17 protein-coding genes are annotated in these 15,614 nt (G+C 59.9%); 9 read left to right on the top strand and 8 right to left on the bottom strand.

All coding sequences use genetic code 11. The features are described 5' to 3' along the window. Positions 1–15: 15 nt before the first annotated feature. The 4 genes from HB675_RS00955 to yaaA form a co-directional block, all read right to left on the bottom strand. The gene (locus tag HB675_RS00955; RefSeq protein ID WP_213875214.1) at positions 16–1,179 is read right to left on the bottom strand and encodes an alginate biosynthesis protein Alg44; all 1,164 of its coding nucleotides are present in this window, start codon (positions 1,177–1,179) and stop codon (positions 16–18) included. 32 nt (positions 1,180–1,211) lie between these two features. Continuing rightward, complete coding sequence (alg8, locus tag HB675_RS00950; protein WP_213875213.1) at positions 1,212–2,696, bottom strand: glycosyltransferase family 2 protein; 1,485 nt, start codon at positions 2,694–2,696, stop codon at positions 1,212–1,214. A gap of 64 nt (positions 2,697–2,760) precedes the next feature. Next, the gene (locus tag HB675_RS00945; RefSeq protein ID WP_213875212.1) at positions 2,761–4,077 is read right to left on the bottom strand and encodes a nucleotide sugar dehydrogenase; all 1,317 of its coding nucleotides are present in this window, start codon (positions 4,075–4,077) and stop codon (positions 2,761–2,763) included. 795 nt (positions 4,078–4,872) lie between these two features. After that, positions 4,873–5,649, bottom strand: coding sequence for a peroxide stress protein YaaA (yaaA, locus tag HB675_RS00940; protein WP_213875211.1), 777 nt, complete (start codon positions 5,647–5,649; stop codon positions 4,873–4,875). A gap of 106 nt (positions 5,650–5,755) precedes the next feature. On the opposite strand from yaaA, the gene HB675_RS00935 reads away from it, so the two are divergent. Both HB675_RS00935 and HB675_RS00930 read left to right on the top strand, forming a co-directional pair. Then, complete coding sequence (locus tag HB675_RS00935) at positions 5,756–6,889, top strand: polysaccharide deacetylase family protein (RefSeq protein WP_256737441.1); 1,134 nt, start codon at positions 5,756–5,758, stop codon at positions 6,887–6,889. A 320-nt stretch (positions 6,890–7,209) separates the two neighbouring features. Further along, positions 7,210–8,604, top strand: a complete 1,395-nt coding sequence (locus tag HB675_RS00930; protein WP_213875210.1) for a PhoH family protein — start codon at positions 7,210–7,212, stop codon at positions 8,602–8,604. 45 nt (positions 8,605–8,649) lie between these two features. Here the strand turns inward: HB675_RS00930 and glsB are convergent, their stop codons facing one another. Further along, entirely contained in the window at positions 8,650–9,558 is a 909-nt protein-coding gene (gene glsB / locus HB675_RS00925; RefSeq protein ID WP_213875209.1) for a glutaminase B, read from the bottom strand. 116 nt (positions 9,559–9,674) lie between these two features. On the opposite strand from glsB, the gene moaC reads away from it, so the two are divergent. Genes moaC through moaE form a run of 3 tightly spaced genes read left to right on the top strand, consistent with a single transcriptional unit; the run spans position 9,675 to position 10,838 of the window. Next, on the top strand, positions 9,675–10,148 hold the full coding sequence (moaC, locus tag HB675_RS00920; RefSeq protein ID WP_213875208.1) for a cyclic pyranopterin monophosphate synthase MoaC: 474 nt from the start codon (positions 9,675–9,677) through the stop codon (positions 10,146–10,148). Continuing rightward, positions 10,145–10,387 (top strand): MoaD/ThiS family protein, encoded by a 243-nt coding sequence (locus tag HB675_RS00915; RefSeq protein WP_213875207.1) that lies wholly within the window; start codon positions 10,145–10,147, stop codon positions 10,385–10,387. Before moaC ends, HB675_RS00915 begins: the two co-directional genes overlap by 4 nt. Position 10,388: 1 nt before the next feature. After that, positions 10,389–10,838: a molybdopterin synthase catalytic subunit MoaE gene (gene moaE, locus HB675_RS00910; RefSeq protein WP_213875206.1), complete on the top strand. Its 450-nt coding sequence runs from the start codon at positions 10,389–10,391 to the stop codon at positions 10,836–10,838. 38 nt (positions 10,839–10,876) lie between these two features. Here moaE and HB675_RS00905 read toward each other — a convergent pair whose 3' ends face one another. After that, positions 10,877–11,881: a GlxA family transcriptional regulator gene (locus tag HB675_RS00905; RefSeq protein ID WP_213875205.1), complete on the bottom strand. Its 1,005-nt coding sequence runs from the start codon at positions 11,879–11,881 to the stop codon at positions 10,877–10,879. 351 nt (positions 11,882–12,232) lie between these two features. Here HB675_RS00905 and rplM point away from each other — a divergent pair, with 351 nt between their 5' ends. The 4 genes from rplM to HB675_RS00885 all read left to right on the top strand — a co-directional run bounded on the left by rplM (position 12,233) and on the right by HB675_RS00885 (position 14,363). Continuing rightward, a complete protein-coding gene (gene rplM, locus HB675_RS00900) occupies positions 12,233–12,661 on the top strand; it encodes a 50S ribosomal protein L13 (RefSeq protein ID WP_213875204.1) in 429 nt (142 codons plus the stop codon). Between the two features lie 14 nt (positions 12,662–12,675). Next, positions 12,676–13,068 (top strand): 30S ribosomal protein S9, encoded by a 393-nt coding sequence (gene rpsI / locus HB675_RS00895; protein WP_213875203.1) that lies wholly within the window; start codon positions 12,676–12,678, stop codon positions 13,066–13,068. Positions 13,069–13,299: 231 nt separating this feature from the next. Then, complete coding sequence (locus HB675_RS00890; RefSeq protein ID WP_213875202.1) at positions 13,300–13,917, top strand: glutathione S-transferase N-terminal domain-containing protein; 618 nt, start codon at positions 13,300–13,302, stop codon at positions 13,915–13,917. Positions 13,918–13,934: 17 nt separating this feature from the next. Further along, positions 13,935–14,363 carry a ClpXP protease specificity-enhancing factor gene (locus tag HB675_RS00885; RefSeq protein ID WP_213875201.1) on the top strand — a complete coding sequence of 143 codons (429 nt, stop codon included), beginning with the start codon at positions 13,935–13,937 and terminating at the stop codon, positions 14,361–14,363. Positions 14,364–14,424: 61 nt separating this feature from the next. On the opposite strand, the gene HB675_RS00880 is transcribed toward HB675_RS00885, so the two are convergent. Next, positions 14,425–15,003, bottom strand: coding sequence for a BON domain-containing protein (locus HB675_RS00880; RefSeq protein WP_213875200.1), 579 nt, complete (start codon positions 15,001–15,003; stop codon positions 14,425–14,427). Next, on the bottom strand, positions 15,000–15,593 hold the full coding sequence (locus tag HB675_RS00875; protein ID WP_213875199.1) for a phosphoheptose isomerase: 594 nt from the start codon (positions 15,591–15,593) through the stop codon (positions 15,000–15,002). Before HB675_RS00875 ends, HB675_RS00880 begins: the two co-directional genes overlap by 4 nt. Between the last annotated feature and the right edge of the window lie 21 nt (positions 15,594–15,614).

Raw genomic sequence — 15,614 nt, 5'->3', positions numbered from 1 at the left:
CGCTGATCTCCCGACTCAAAGGCCAGCGGCCATGGCTTTGCCCACCAGCCCGTTCAATGACGGGCCATGATCGCTGGCCACATCCACCGGCTGGCCGGCCAGTGCCACTGGCAGCGGTTCGTCAGGCTTGATCTGCACGCGGATGTCGGTGGCCATGTCCAGCGGGTTGAGAATGGTGCTGGTGACGATCTGGCCTTGGCGCAGCTGGGTGTCGCCGGCCACTTGGAAGCTGACATGGGTGCCGGGGCGCACGTCGGCGAACTGGCGATAGGGGAAGCGTGCGTCGATGTTGGCGGTGGCGGTCTTGGGGATCATGGTGAAGATGATCTGGCCCTTGTTGGCGAACTGGCCGTCCGGCACCAGCTGCTGGCCCACCACGCAATCGCAGGGCGAGGTCAGGGTGCCGGTCATCTGCTTGCCGAACATTTCGGTGATCTTTTCCGGGGTCAGTTGCAGGTCGGTCAGGTGGTCGCGCAGCACGTCGAGCATGCTGGTGCTGAAAGTGGCCATGGGCGCGCCCTTGGGAGCGTCGGCATTGAGTGCGATCAGGCTTTGCACCGTCCCGTCCCGGGGCATGGTCACGTTGACCCCGGGCAGAGTCACCACGCCCGAGGTGGCATGGCTGACGAAGTACACGTCGTACAGCGATTTGAAGACAAAACCGAAGGCGCCGAGGCCGACGACGAACACGCCGAGGCTGAAGGTCACCGCCCGCAGCCGGGCAAAGGCGCTCATGCCGCCCAGATTATTCTTGCGCCCGCGGGACTTGGTGAAGTTATCGCGTTGCAAGGTTCCCAGCACGTCCCCCACGGTGACCAGCTCGCCGGCCATGTGTGAGGTGATCAGGGTGCGCAGGGTGGCGATTTCCTGCTGGTCGAGGTTCTGGAACTGACAGCCGGAACGGCCGTCGGCATCGGTCGAGCGCACCTGGAATTCCACGTCCATGCCCAGCCCGAGGCTGTCGATCATGAACATCAGACGGCCCTTGTACACCTGGCCGTCACCCAGGGGTTGCTTGGCGTGGAAGCTGAAGCCGCCTGCCGACAGGTCGTCCAGGCGCACCTCCTGAGGTTCGCGGTTAGGCCCCAGGTAGCGCAGACGCGTGGGGATGCGCACCCGGGCGTGCTGGCGCTGGGCTTCGGATTCGTGCACCACATTCATATTCAGGGCGGTACTCATGGCGGTTTCTCCAAAGAACGGTAAAGGGCCGGTCAGACGAACTGGGTCATCACGGCAACAAAAATGCTGACGGCCGAGAACGTCATGGTTCGGGACGACCAGGTGTTGAACCACAATTGAAAGCTGGCAAGGTCACGCTTGAGCGAGGTGGGCTGGCGGGTCCACGATTGCCGGTCGAGGCGGAAGAACACGTAGATCTTCACCATGGCGCCCATCACCTGGTTGTAATAAAGAATGATCGGGTAGGCCGGGCCGATGGCATGGCCGGAGAACGACAATAGAATGGTCAGGATCAGCCGGGTAATGCCGATCCATAGCAGGTAGATCATCAGGTAGGAGAGGCTGGCGAACTTGAGGCTGGCCAGCAGCGATACCGTCAGCCCCAGCAGGCTGGTCCACATGGACACGCGCTGGTCCAGCAGCACCACGCTGGTGAACAGCCCCAGCCGGTTGATGCCCAGGGTCAGGGCCCGGGAGTTCTGGCGCAGGTTGTTGCCGTACCAGCGATACATCAGTTTGCGGCTGGCCTTGATAAAGCTTTTTTCCGGCGGATGTTCCACGGTGTTGATGGCGGCGTCCGGCACATAGAAGGTGTCGTAGCCCAGGCGCATCAGGCTGAACCAGCTGGACTTGTCGTCCCCGGTAAGGAACTTGAAACGGCCCAGTCGCCAATGCTGCAGCGAGTCGCTTTCGACGTCCGCGATGAACTCGGGGTTGGTCACCACCGAGGCGCGAAACACCGACATGCGCCCCGTCATGGTCAATACCCGCTTGGACAGGGCCATGGAGCACATGTTGATGTGGCGCTGGGCGAAGCGCAGCTTGTGCCACTCGCTCATGATGTAGCTGCCGCGTACTTCGCAGAACTCGTTCGTGGTCAGGCCGCCGACGTTGCCGAACAGCTTGAACCAGGGCACGGTCTTGCGCACGACACCGTGGTCGAGCACCGTGTCGCCGTCGATCACGGCCACCACGGCATTGGCGTCGGGCAAGTGCCGGGAAATCGCCCGGAAGCCGAACGCCAGGCCGTCGCGCTTGCCGGTGCCCGCGATGCGCACGAAGTCCAGCTTGACCCGCGCCGGCGGGTTGGCCTTCTCCCACAGCGCCTTGACCAGTAGCTCATCGGACATCTCCACCAGCGAGCACACCACTGTGGTGGGGAAGCCGCACTCGATGGCTTCGCGGATCACCGAGCCGTAGACCTGGGCGGTGGTCAGTGCGTCGATGCGAAAGCTGGTCACCATCAGAAACACTTCTGACGGATCGGTCTCGGCGCCCATCTTGCGCACCTTGCGCCGCAGGCGCGGGTACACCAGGTAGAGAAACAGCATGCCGCGCACGAAGTGGGTGAAGCCCATCGAATAGCGCCAGATGCCCACGGCACCAATCAGGAAGATGAAGTCCTTGGACTGGGAATCGAACAAGCTCGACGGCAAGGCCACGGCCATCGCCATCAGCACACTTAGATAGAACAACCAACCGGCGGCCTGTAGAAGGCCTTGTCTTAGCCTGAGCATGGTCTGCATCCATAACGGTTCAAGGCAGGCGTAAAAGGACCCGGCAGCCGCCGGGCCCGGTCCTTCACCAGCAGATACCTTCCACACGTTCTTCGACGTTGGTGGTTTTCGGCATGAAGCCCACCAGGTCGAAGACGAATTTACCGGCCGGGACCTGGCTGACCAGGGCGCGGAACTTCTCGTCGCGGTTGCCCAGGATGATCACGTCGGCGTGGCTGATCACCGCATCGAAATCCTCATCGAGCAGCGAGGACACGTGGGGGATCTTCGACTCGATGTATTCCTTGTTGGCCCCGTGAACGCGGGCGTACTGCACGTTGCTGTCGTAGATCTTCAGGTCGAAGCCCTTGCCGATCAGCATTTCGGCCAGTTCCACCAGCGGGCTTTCGCGCAGGTCGTCAGTGCCGGCCTTGAAGCTCAGGCCCAGCAGGGCCACCTTGCGCTTGTCGTGGCCGGAGATGATGTCGAAGGCGTGCTGCACCTGGGATTCGTTGCTGCGCATCAGCGAGTTGAGCAGGGGCGAATCCACGTCCAGGCTGCCGGCGCGGTAGGTGAGGGCTCGCACGTCCTTGGGCAGGCACGAGCCGCCGAAGGCAAAGCCGGGTCGCATGTAGTACTGGGACAGGTTGAGGGCCTTGTCCTGGCAGACCACGTCCATCACTTCGCGACCGTCCACCCCGCAGGCCTTGGCGATGTTGCCGATTTCGTTGGCAAAGGTGACCTTGGTGGCGTGCCAGACGTTGCAGGTGTACTTGATCATCTCGGCGACTTCGATCCCCTTGCGGATGATCGGTGCGTCGAGCTCTTCGTACAGGGCCTGCAGGATATCGCCCGAGGCTTCGTCGAACTGGCCGATGACGGTCATTGGCGGGTGATCGTAGTCCTTGATCGCGGTGCTCTCGCGCAGGAACTCGGGGTTGACGGCCACGCCGAAGTCTACGCCGGCCTGTTTGCCCGAGCAGTCTTCCAGCAGCGGGATCACGACGTTCTTCACGGTGCCGGGCAGCACGGTGCTGCGGACCACGACCGTGTGGCGGGTGGTCTTGTCGCGCAGCGCGAAGCCGATTTCGCGGCACACCGACTCGATGTAGTTGAGCTCCAGGTCGCCGTTTTTCTTGCTCGGCGTGCCCACGCAGATCATCGACAGGTCGGTGGTCCGGATGGCTTCGGCAAAGTCTGTGGTGCCCCGCAGATTGCCCTCGCGGATCCCTTGAGCCAAGAGTTCGCCGAGACCGGGTTCGACAATCGGCGACTTGCCGTTGTTGATCAGGTCGATCTTGGCCTTGGACACGTCCACGCCTACCACTTCATGGCCCCGTGCCGACAAGCATCCCGCACACACTGCACCGACATAACCCAAACCGAAGATGCTGATACGCATCGCATTCACCTCACTGTGTAGTCGTACCGATTTCGGTGCGGCACGCGCCTGGGCTCTGCCAGATTCGAGGCGACCGGAACCGGACCGGGTTTAAAGTAACCAGCCGTTTTGCAGGCACTCGCACGCGGTGACGGGCAAGCAGTCACATCGCTCGGTGCAGGCAGTTTTTTGAACAGTAAGTAACGAGTGCCGGAAAAGGTGCACTCAACGGGAGCGTGATACGCCGTCAACTACGGGCACGCCCTGAAATGAAGCCGGCGTCAGTCAAACTGCAACTACCGGACCCCGCGTTGTCGCACGCCTTCTGGTGAGTCGTGCACAAAAACTGACGCAGGTGACCGGCGTCCATGACGGGGCGCAGGCGTGGGTCAAACGATGTCTGTGGGTGCTGTTCTCTCCTGAGAGCCCGCTAAAAGCCCTGTGATCAGGGCTTTTTGGATCCGTGCCCGGGACGAGCTGTCCAGGGCGGTACCTCTTGGAGGGGGTCGCATTGCGCGGCGTACCTGACCCACTACCGTCTATCTGTTCCAGAGCTAAAGCTAGCCCATGAATAAAAAAGCACACGGCAAAAGTAAAAAATATTTTTCGGGCGGTGTGAAGTTTGTGACGACACGCGCGGTTTTAATGGTGGCGCGCTAGTTAATATGGCCGTATGCCATCATTTGTACGGCGGCGACCGCCCTTAGTTGCACGAGTGGCAACTAGTGGGGCGGCGCTTAGTTGACGTTTGGCTGGCGCCAAGAAAGGTAGCATATGGCCAGTCCGGCGGCTTGAGGTGGCCGCCGCGACGTGGCGTCATTGCGCGCTGTCGCGCAGGAAAACCAGCTTGTCGGCACTCGACTGCTCTTTACTGAAGCCGTAGCCATCGACGTCGAAGCCTTGCAGGCCCTTGACGGTCTTGATGCGCTCGGTGATGACGAAACGGCTCATCATGCCCCGGGCTTTCTTGGCATAGAAACTGATGATCTTGTACTGGCCATTCTTCAGGTCACGAAACTCGGTGTCGATGATGCGAGCCTTGAGGGCCGAGCGCTTGACCGCCGAGAAGTATTCATTGGAAGCCAGGTTCAAGAGCAGATCATCGCCCTGTTCGGCCAGCGCCTGGTTCAGCCATTCGCTGATGCGTTCGCCCCAGAACGCATACAGGTCCTTGCCGCGCGGATTCGCTAGCTTGGTGCCCATTTCCAGCCGATACGGTTGCATCAGGTCCAGGGGGCGCAGCAGGCCGTACAGGCCGGAAAGCATGCGCAGGTGTTTCTGTGCGTAGTCCAATTGTTTTTCGCTGAAGGTCTCGGCTTGCAGGCCGGTGTAGACATCACCCTTGAATGCCAGCAAGGCGGGCTTGGCGTTCTCCGGCGTGAAGGGTCGATCCCAGCTGCCAAAGCGCGCAGCATTGAGGCCGGCCAGTTTGTCGGACAAGTGCATCAACCCGGCGATCTGTGCCGGTGACAATTCGCGCAACTGCTCGATCAGCAATTGGGAGTGGTCCAGGAATTCAGGCTGGGTAAAACGCCGGGTGGTGGGTGGCGTCTCGAAATCGAGGGTCTTGGCTGGGGATATCACCATCAGCATGCAGTTGTCTCCTTTGATCGTCGGGCGATTTTAGGGGCGCACGCGGGGCATAACCAGCTATAAGGTCGATATACACTATTGAGTCACGCTTTCCGGAGATCTGCTCTTGCGCTTCGCTACTTTGTTGTTGACCGGCCTGACCCTCGGGCTGTGCCACCTTCACGCGGTTGCCGCCCCGCAACCGCTGGCGGTCATAGACCGCAGCACCTGGCCGGAAAAACTGCAGACACCGGCGGCTTTCGACGTGGCGTCCCGTGCCGAAGTCCTGCAGTTCGCCAGCGCCTTGAAAGACAGTGAGGCCCTGAGCGAAGAGCAGATCGCTGATCGTCTGGACCTGCGTACGGTCAATATGGCGTCCATCAACGTCTTGCGTGCCCAATTGTGGACGAGACTGTGGCGAAGCTTCGATCAAGCCCAGCAGAGTTGTGATCAGGACGCCTCATTCTGTTTCGCCATCGACAGTCAGGCCGATCTGCAAGAGCAGGCCGCCGCTTATGTGGTGCCGGTCGATTCGTTCTACGCCACCTGGTCACTGTCGGCCAAAGCCTTCGATGAAGCCTATCTGGACGAATTGCTCCACGCCGCCGCGCTGTCGCCACAGATCAGCAGCGAAGTGCTGCGCCTGAACGACACCGAGCGCAACGGCGATGAACTCAATGACCGGGTGTTCCTGTTGACCTTCGATGGCGGCCCGACGCCGCCCCAGGGTCACACCGACTGGTTGGTGGACTACCTGCGTCGGCAGAAAATGAGTGCAACCTTCTTCGTGCTGGGCAACAGTTTCGCCAACCGTCGAGACAACCCGGCCGGCGACGATCTGCCTGCCCTGTATCAGGACCAGTGCGTCGGCGTGGAAGGTTGGGAATATCGCAACCACAGTGTCTGGCAGGATTGGCAGGATTCCATTCAGCGCAGCGTGGCGCTGGTGCAGGGCGAGCTGCCGGACAGCTACGTGCCGTTGTTCCGGCCGCCTTACGGTCAACGCCGTGGCGACGCGCAGAACTTCTTTGCCGGGCAGAACCTGCAGGTGGCGCTGTGGGACATCGATTCCCAGGATGGCAGCGGGCGCATGACCGCCGAGCAGTCGGCGCAACGGGTATTGACCCTGATGCTGTTATGGCGGCGGGGGATCGTGCTGTTCCATGACGCCCAGGACAAGGCGCAGACGGCATTGCCATGGTTGCTGGCGCAGACCGCCCAGAGCGGGATTGGCTGGCAGCCTTGCAAGCAGTTTCAATAGGGGAGGCGGCAGATCCCAGAGGAGAATCCTGATTTTTTCATGGCGCATCGGCCTCGAGCGGACTTCCGACTGTAACGGTGTCCATCGCCCTCGCCAAGCGCTATTCGTCACACCGAAAAATAAACATCAAAGTGCTTTTTTCTTGCAGCCATTTTGCGGTATCAAGAAGCCAGACCGCCGAACCCTGCAACACAGGTGGCGTCATGCTCCTGTTGTTGGAAGGTTTCGAAGCCTGCGCACCTTGGCGGGTAACGGCGGCACTTCGCGGCGCAATACCGTTCAGGCATTGCGTCGACTGGCTCCCACAAAGGTGACCGTGTATGGATGATCAAGGACGCAACATTTCCTCCAACCAGCCAATCCTTTATGTGCTCGACACCAACGTTCTGATTCACGACCCCAACGCTCTGCTGAATTTCGAAGAACACCACGTCGCCATCCCCATGACGGTCCTCGAGGAACTGGACAAGCTCAAAGCCGGTAAACATTCAGTCGCCGCCGAGTGCCGCCAGGCTATCCGGCTGATCGATAACACCCTGGGTGATGCCACCCCGGCCAACGTCGAGTTGGGCGTGCCTATCCAGCGCGGCAAAGGCGAGCCCAAGGGCTTTCTCTCCATCCTGATGGACAAGCGCGCAGAGCCGGCCAGCCTGCTGCCTAACCATCTGAACGACAACATCATCATCAATCAGTTGATCGACCTGCACAGCCGCAGCCCGCATATCAACGTGGTGCTTGTCACCAAAGACATCAACATGCGTCTCAAGGCTCGCGCCTGCGGGATCGAAGCCGAGGACTACAGCACCGACCAGCTGGTGGACGACGTTGCCCTGTTATCCCGTGGCTATCACAACGTGACCGGTTCGTTCTGGGACCGTGTCGCGAAGGTGGAAACCCGTCAGGACCATGGTCGTACCTGGCATCGCGTGCAACTGGCCGAAAAGCTTCCGGCCGCGCACATCAACGAATTCATTATTGACGAACAAGGTTTCGTCGGCTGGATCAAAGCGGTCAAAGACGATGAACTGATGCTGCTGGACTTGCATCAGGAGCCGTTGCTGCATCAGGAAGCCTGGGGCCTCAAGCCGCGGGATATCTACCAGGGTCTGGCGCTGTTTGCGTTGATGGACCCGGACATTCACCTGGTCAACCTGTCCGGCGCGGCCGGTTCCGGCAAAACCATCCTGGCCCTGGCGGCGGCCATTGAACAGACCATGGTCACCAAGCGCTATCGGCGCATCATTGCCACCCGCAGCGTGCAGGGACTCGACCAGGAAATCGGCTTTTTGCCGGGCACCGAAGCGGAAAAAATGGAGCCCTGGCTGGGTGCGATCACCGACAACCTCGAAGCCCTGCACATGGACGACGAGAACACTCACGGCAGCGTTGACTACATCCTCAGCAAAGTCCCGTTGCAGTTCAAATCCCTCAACTACATACGCGGTCGCAGCTTCCAGCAAAGCCTGATCCTGATCGATGAGTGCCAGAACCTGACGCCACACCAGATGAAAACCATCATCACCCGCGCCGGTTCCGGCTCCAAAGTCATCTGCCTGGGCAACCTTGCCCAGATCGACACCCCTTATCTGTCGGCTACCAGTTCGGGGCTGACCTACCTGACGGAGCGCTTCAAGGATTTCCCCAACGGCGTGCACATCACCTTGCAGGGCGTGCCACGCTCGATTCTGGCCGAATACGCAGAGTCCCATCTGTAAGCCTCTGCCCTTGCGAAGAAGGCCCGCGTTGCGGGCCTTTTTGTCTTAAAAGACGGACCACTCGATTCGCTGGGTCAGCTTCTCCAGCGCTGCCATGCCCACCAGAGAATTACCCGCCGCATTGAGCTCGGGCGACCATACACACACCGAGAAACGCCCCGGTACCACGGCGACAATGCCGCCGCCCACGCCGCTTTTGCCCGGCAAGCCCACTCGATAAGCGAAGTTGCCGGCCTCGTCGTACAGCCCGCTGGTAGCCATGATCGAATTGACTTGCTTGGCCTGTCGCGCGGTCAGCACTTGCTCGCCGCTATGGGCGCAATAGCCTTGGTTGGCCAGAAATCCGAAGGCCCTGGCCAGATCGAGGCAATTCATGCTCAGTGCGCAATGGTGAAAGTAGCTACGCAACACGGTCTCGACATCGCCATGGAAGTTGCCGAAAGACTTCATCAGGTAGGCCGCTGCGGCATTGCGGGCGCGGTGCTGGTATTCCGACTCGGCCACTTTGGCGTCGGAGACAATGTACGGGTTGCCGCACAGGCGGCGCACAAAATCGCGCATGGACAAAGCCGGCGCTGCGAAGCGTCCCTGATTGATGTCGCAGATCACCAGCGCGCCAGCATTGATGAACGGGTTGCGCGGCCGGCCGCGCTCGAACTCCAGCTGCACCAGGGAGTTGAACGGCTGGCCCGAGGGTTCGTGGCCCAGGCGTTGCCAGATGTCTTCGCCGGAATGCCCGATCGCCTGCACCAGGCTGAAGACTTTGGAGATGCTCTGGATGGAAAACAGCGTCTGGGCGTCGCCGGCGCTGTACATCTCGCCACTATTGCCGTACACCGCGATCCCCAGTTGGCGCGGCTCGACCTCACCCAGCGCGGGAATGTAGTCAGCCACTTTGCCTTGGCCGATCAGCGGACGGACGTCATCAAGTATTTCATCAAGGATCTGCTGCATGGCCAGGCTCGCTTCTGTGCAATGGTCCAATAGACGTGTGGCCAGTCTGGTGCATCACACCGTGCAAGACCACTGGGCGGGGTTTACACTTCTGGCTTGATAACAGGAGCATTGCTGTGCTGACTCATCTTGATTCCCAAGGGCGTGCGAACATGGTCGACGTCACCGACAAGGCCGTCACCTTTCGCGAGGCGGTGGCCCAGGCCCGTGTGCGGATGATGCCGCAGACACTGAAAATGATCGTCGACGGCGAGCACCCCAAAGGCGATGTGTTTGCCGTGGCGCGTATCGCCGGGATTCAGGCGGCGAAGAAAACCTCCGACCTGATTCCATTGTGTCACCCGCTGATGCTCACCGGGGTCAAGGTCGAGCTGGCTGCCGAAGGCGAGGATGCCGTTTTGATCATCGCCCGCTGCAAGCTTTCCGGCCAGACCGGGGTGGAAATGGAAGCCCTCACGGCGGCCAGCGTGGCCGCCCTGACCCTCTATGACATGTGCAAGGCGGTGGATCGCGGCATGGTGATCGAGCAAGTGCGCCTGCTGGAGAAGCTGGGCGGCAAAAGCGGCCACTTTCAGGCAGATCCGGCATGAAGCTCAAGGTGTTGTACTTTGCCCGCTATCGTGAGGTGCTGGGTCGTGATCGCGAGTGGGTGGAAGGTGAGTTCTCCAGTGTCGACGCGTTGCGCCAGTTTCTCATTCTGCGCGGTGGGCACGATGTGTTGGGCGAGCAGAACATCATGTGTGCGCGCAACGAAGAACTGTGTGCCCTCGCAGAGACCCTTGTCGACGGCGACGAGATAGCGTTCTTTCCTACGGTCACCGGAGGGTGAGATGACGGTTCGAGTCCAGGCGGCGGCGTTCGACCCCGGCACCGAGCTCAACACCTTGCACTCGGCCAATGCCGGGGTCGGTGCTGTGGTCGGGTTTGTCGGCTATGTCCGTGACTTCAATGACGGGCATGACGTGTCGGGCATGTTTCTGGAGCACTATCCGGGCATGACGGAGAAGGCCCTGGAGAAAATCACTCTGGAGGCCGCCCGGCGCTGGCCGTTGCTCAAGGTCGAGATCCTGCATCGGGTTGGCGCTCTGGAACCCGGCGAGCCGATTGTATTCGTCGGTGTCGCCAGTGCTCACCGTCGTGCCGCATTCGAGGCCTGTGATTTCGTGATGGATTACCTCAAGACCCGGGCGCCGTTCTGGAAGAAGGAAAACACCGAGGACGGCCCACGCTGGGTGGAGGGGCGCGAAAGTGATCATTTGGCGGCGGATCGCTGGAGATAAGTTATCGATCCCCATCGCCTGTATCGAGGTCTCGGGCCTCAGGCGCACATCCCTACAAACTGCAGCCGATACTCGTTCGGTGACATGTCGGTGTGTTGGCGAAAGAGCCGGGCAAAGAAGCTCGCGTCGTCATAGCCCACTTCATAGCTGATGGTCTTGACGCTTTTGCGTGAGCCCGAGAGCAGGCCCTTCGCAGTCTCGATGCGTAACCGCTGCAAATAGTGCAGCGGCTTGTCGCCGGTGGCGCTCTGGAAGCGGCGCATGAAATTGCGAATGCTCATGCCATGCTGGCGTGCCACATCCTCGAAACGAAACTTTTCGGAAAAATGCCCTTCGAGCCACTGCTGTACCTGCAGGATCAGTGTGTCGTGGTGCAATTTCTGGCCGCCGAAGCCCATGCGCCCCGGTGCATAGCTGCGCTGCACTTCATAGAGAATATCCCGGGCCACTGCCTGCGCCACGCTGGCACCGCAGAATCGCTCTATCAGGTAGATGTACAGGTCGCACGCCGAGACCGGGCCGCCGGCGCAGTAGAGATTATCGGCGTCGGTCAGGTGTTTGTCCGGGTTGAGGATGACCTTGGGAAAGCGCTGGCGAAACTCCTCGAAGAAACGCCAGTAGGTGGTCGCCTCCTTGCCGTCCAGCAGATCCGCCGCCGCCAGCCAGAACACGCCGCTGGCTTCGGCACACAGCACGGCTCCTCGAGCATGCTGGTGCTGCAGCCAGGGGATGACCTGAGGGTAGCGAGCGCAGAGGGCGTCAAAGTCATCCCAGTGCGCGGGCAGAATAATGATGTCGGCATCTTCCAGGGCACTGCTGACCGGCAGTTCGACATCGCTGAAGCTGCGCACCGGCAGGCCGTCGGGGCTGACCAGGCGGGTCTCGAATACAGGGGTCAGTCCGTGCCCGCTCTGCTTGCCGTAACGCAGGCTGGCCATGTGGAAGAAGTCCTTGGCCTGCATCAGCATCGAGGCCATGACCTTGTCTACTGCAAGAATACTCACGCGGCGCAAGGCCGCCGTGACGGGGGGAGAGAAGGTCATATGCTTGTTCTTATAGGTTGAAGCACCCAGAGTAGGGCGAGCCGAGTCCTGCTTCAAGCGCCCTGCAACAAGAAAAAACACTCTGGTGTACCGGTTCCACCTTGCACAGGACCTTCTGAAGCTTTCCGCCGTTTCTGGTTGCTTTTTTTCTGAGGATCTGGATAATTCGGCACCTCTCTAAGAAGCGGCGTGATGCCCCGCCTCCCGGAAGAATCTTGCCGTGCATGAGACGTGATGACCCGAGCCCCCGAAAAGCGTCACGTGCCCGGCTGCCTTTGACTTGTCAAAGTAAGCACTATTCAGTAAGATCCGCCGTCTATTTTTGCTGGGCGGCCCCTGAGGCTATAAAGAATGAAAACTTTTACTGCTAAACCGGAAACAGTAAAGCGCGACTGGTTCGTCGTTGATGCTGCTGGTCAGACCCTGGGTCGTCTGGCTACAGAAATCGCGAGCCGTCTGCGTGGCAAGCACAAGCCTGAGTACACCCCTCACGTTGACACCGGCGACTACATCGTCGTGATCAATGCCGAGCAGGTTCGCGTTACCGGTGCTAAAACCACCGATAAAATGTACTACTCCCACTCCGGTTTCCCGGGCGGTATCAAGTCGATCAACTTTGAAAAGCTGATCGCCAAGGCCCCTGAGCGCGTGATCGAGACCGCGGTTAAAGGCATGCTGCCGAAGAACCCGCTGGGTCGCGACATGTACCGTAAGCTGAAAGTCTATGCGGGCACTGCTCACCCTCATACTGCTCAGCAGCCCCAAGAACTGAAGTTTTAACGGAATAGTTCATTATGTCGGCGACTCAAAATTACGGCACTGGCCGTCGCAAGACTGCAACCGCACGCGTTTTCCTGCGTCCGGGCACTGGTAACATCTCCATCAACAACCGTTCGCTGGACACTTTCTTCGGCCGCGAAACTGCCCGCATGGTAGTTCGTCAGCCGCTGGAACTGACCGAGACCACCGAAAAGTTCGACATCTACGTCACCGTTATCGGTGGTGGTGTCAGCGGTCAGGCCGGTGCGATCCGTCACGGTATCACCCGTGCGTTGATGCAGTACGACGAAACCCTGCGTGGCGCTCTGCGCAAAGCGGGCTTCGTGACTCGCGATGCTCGTGAAGTTGAACGTAAGAAAGTCGGTCTGCGTAAAGCGCGTAAGCGTCCGCAGTACTCGAAGCGTTAATTCGCCGCTTCGTTCAAAAAAAGCCCGGCTCTTTGGAGTCGGGCTTTTTTTTGCTGAAATTCAGGGAGCGGTGCCAATCCGTCAGCCGGATGTTCATCAATGCTTACTGCTTCAGGCGAGATTAGGCGCGGGTGCGGACGTGAAATGCTGTAAAATTCGCGGCTTGTCAGTGTGCCGCCCGCGGTACGCCTGCTTTGCAAGTCCATATTTTTATACGCGAGGAGGACCGCCATGGGCGTGACCAATCGGTTGGCCTGTTACTCCGACCCCGCTGACCACTATTCTCATCGGGTGCGCATCGTTCTCGCCGAGAAAGGTGTAAGCGTCGAAATCATCGATGTAGTGGCGGGGCGCCTGCCGCCGCAACTCATCGAAGTGAATCCCTACGGCAGCACCCCGACGCTGGTGGACAGGGATCTTGCCCTGTACGAGTCGACGGTGGTGATGGAGTACCTGGACGAGCGTTATCCGCATCCGCCGTTGCTGCCTGTCTATCCCGTGGCCCGTGCCAACAGTCGCTTGCTGATCCACCGGATACAGCGCGACTGGGTGGGTCTGGTGGATCTGATCCTGGATCCTCGCAGCAAGGAGCCGGCGCGGGTTCAGGCGCGCAAGGAACTGCGCGAGAGCTTGACGGGAGTATCCGCACTGTTTGCCGACAAGCCTTATTTCCTCAGCGAGGAGCAAAGTCTGGTCGACTGCTGTCTATTGCCGATACTCTGGCGTTTGCCCATTCTGGGCATCGAATTGCCAAGGCCGGCTAAACCGCTGTTGGATTATATGGAGCGTCAGTTTGCCCGGGAGGCCTTCCAGGCCAGCCTGTCGGCAGCTGAACGTGAAATGCGCTAGCTTTAAGGAGCTGTTTGATGAACTCCAGTCGTCCCTACCTGATCCGCGCTCTTTACGAGTGGATCGTGGATAACGATTGCACCCCGCACATGCTGGTCAATGCCGAGTACCCCGCTGTCCAGGTGCCCCAGGGCTTTGCCAGCGATGGTCAGATCGTTCTGAATGTTTCCCCTAGTGCCGTGCGTCATTTGCACATGGACAACGAGGCCATCAGCTTTGATGGTCGCTTTGGCGGTACTTCTCATACTTTGTACGTGCCAACCGGTGCGATCCTGGGCATCTATGCCCGGGAGAACGGTCAGGGTATGGTCTTCGACCTGGAGCCGGATCTCGGCGATGAGTCGTTATCCGAGGCGCTGGAAGAAGAAGGGTCTGACGACGATACGCCACCAGACGGTCAGCCACCGCGTCCGTCGGGGCGGCCGAGCTTGAAGGTGGTCAAGTAACCGATCTGCGCGACAAAAAAAGGCGACCTTCAAGGTCGCCTTTTTCATGGGTTCGAATCGATCAGTCAATGTACTCGAACAGCTTCACGATCTTCTGCACGCCTGATACGCCCTGCACCAGATTCGTGGCTCGGGTGGCTTCCTGCTGTGTCAGCAGGCCCAGCAGGTAAACGATGCCGTTCTCTGTCACGACCTTGATGCGCGAGCCGGGAATGGCCGTGTCCGCCAGCATCTGGGTCTTGATCTTGGTGGTCAGCCAGGCGTCATTGTTGCGTGCCAGCAGCGACGACGGCTCCATTACCTGAAGCTCGTTGTGGACCTTCTTGACCTTCTGCACTTCGCTGGCAGCCTGTTCGGCCTGGGCCTTCAGATCGGCGCGGGGGGTTTGCCCGGCCAGTAATACCACGCCGTTGAAGCTGGTCACGACGATGTGCGAGTTCTGATCAAGGTCGACGTTGGCCTTGGCCACATTGACCTGCACCTTGGTCTCGATCAGCGAGTCGTCGATCTTGGAGCCGAAGGTGCGTGTGCCGCGGTCATCCTCGATGGGCTTGTCGCGGGTTGCGGTCAGTACCGAGCCGCAGCCGGTCAGCGTCAGGCAGAGCGTCAGGGCCAACAGGCCTAGGCGATGAGGGGTCATTCTTCACTCCCGAACAATTGGCTGTCGATCAGATCGCAAAGGCAATGGATCGCCAGCAGGTGGACTTCCTGAATTCTCGCGGTGACGTTCGCCGGCACGCGTATCTCGACGTCTTCGGGCAGCAGCAGCGAGGCCATGCCGCCACCATCGCGACCGGTCAGTGCGACCACGATCATCTCGCGATCATGGGCTGCCTGGATGGCCTGGATGATGTTGGCCGAGTTGCCGCTGGTGGAAATGGCCAGCAACACATCGCCGGGCTGGCCCAAGGCACGAATCTGCTTGGAGAAGACCTCGTTGTAGCTATAGTCATTGGCGATCGAGGTGATGGTCGAGCTGTCGGTGGTCAGCGCGATGGCTGGCAAGCTCGGACGTTCACGTTCAAAGCGGTTCAGCAGTTCTGAAGAGAAGTGCTGAGCATCGCCTGCGGAGCCGCCATTGCCGCACGAAAGCATCTTGCCCTCGTTCAGCAGGGCGTTGACCATCACTTGGCTGGCCTGCTCGATGTACGGTGCAAGGACTTCCATCGCCTGTTGCTTGGTATCGATACTGGCCTGGAATAGCTGGCGAATTCGGGATTGCATGTCCATCAATGTGACCTTCAGTAGGGC

Source organism: Pseudomonas sp. dw_358 (assembly GCF_018449655.1).
Taxonomy (GTDB): Bacteria; Pseudomonadota; Gammaproteobacteria; order Pseudomonadales; family Pseudomonadaceae; genus Aquipseudomonas.
This window is presented reverse-complemented; position numbering and strand designations above follow the sequence as displayed.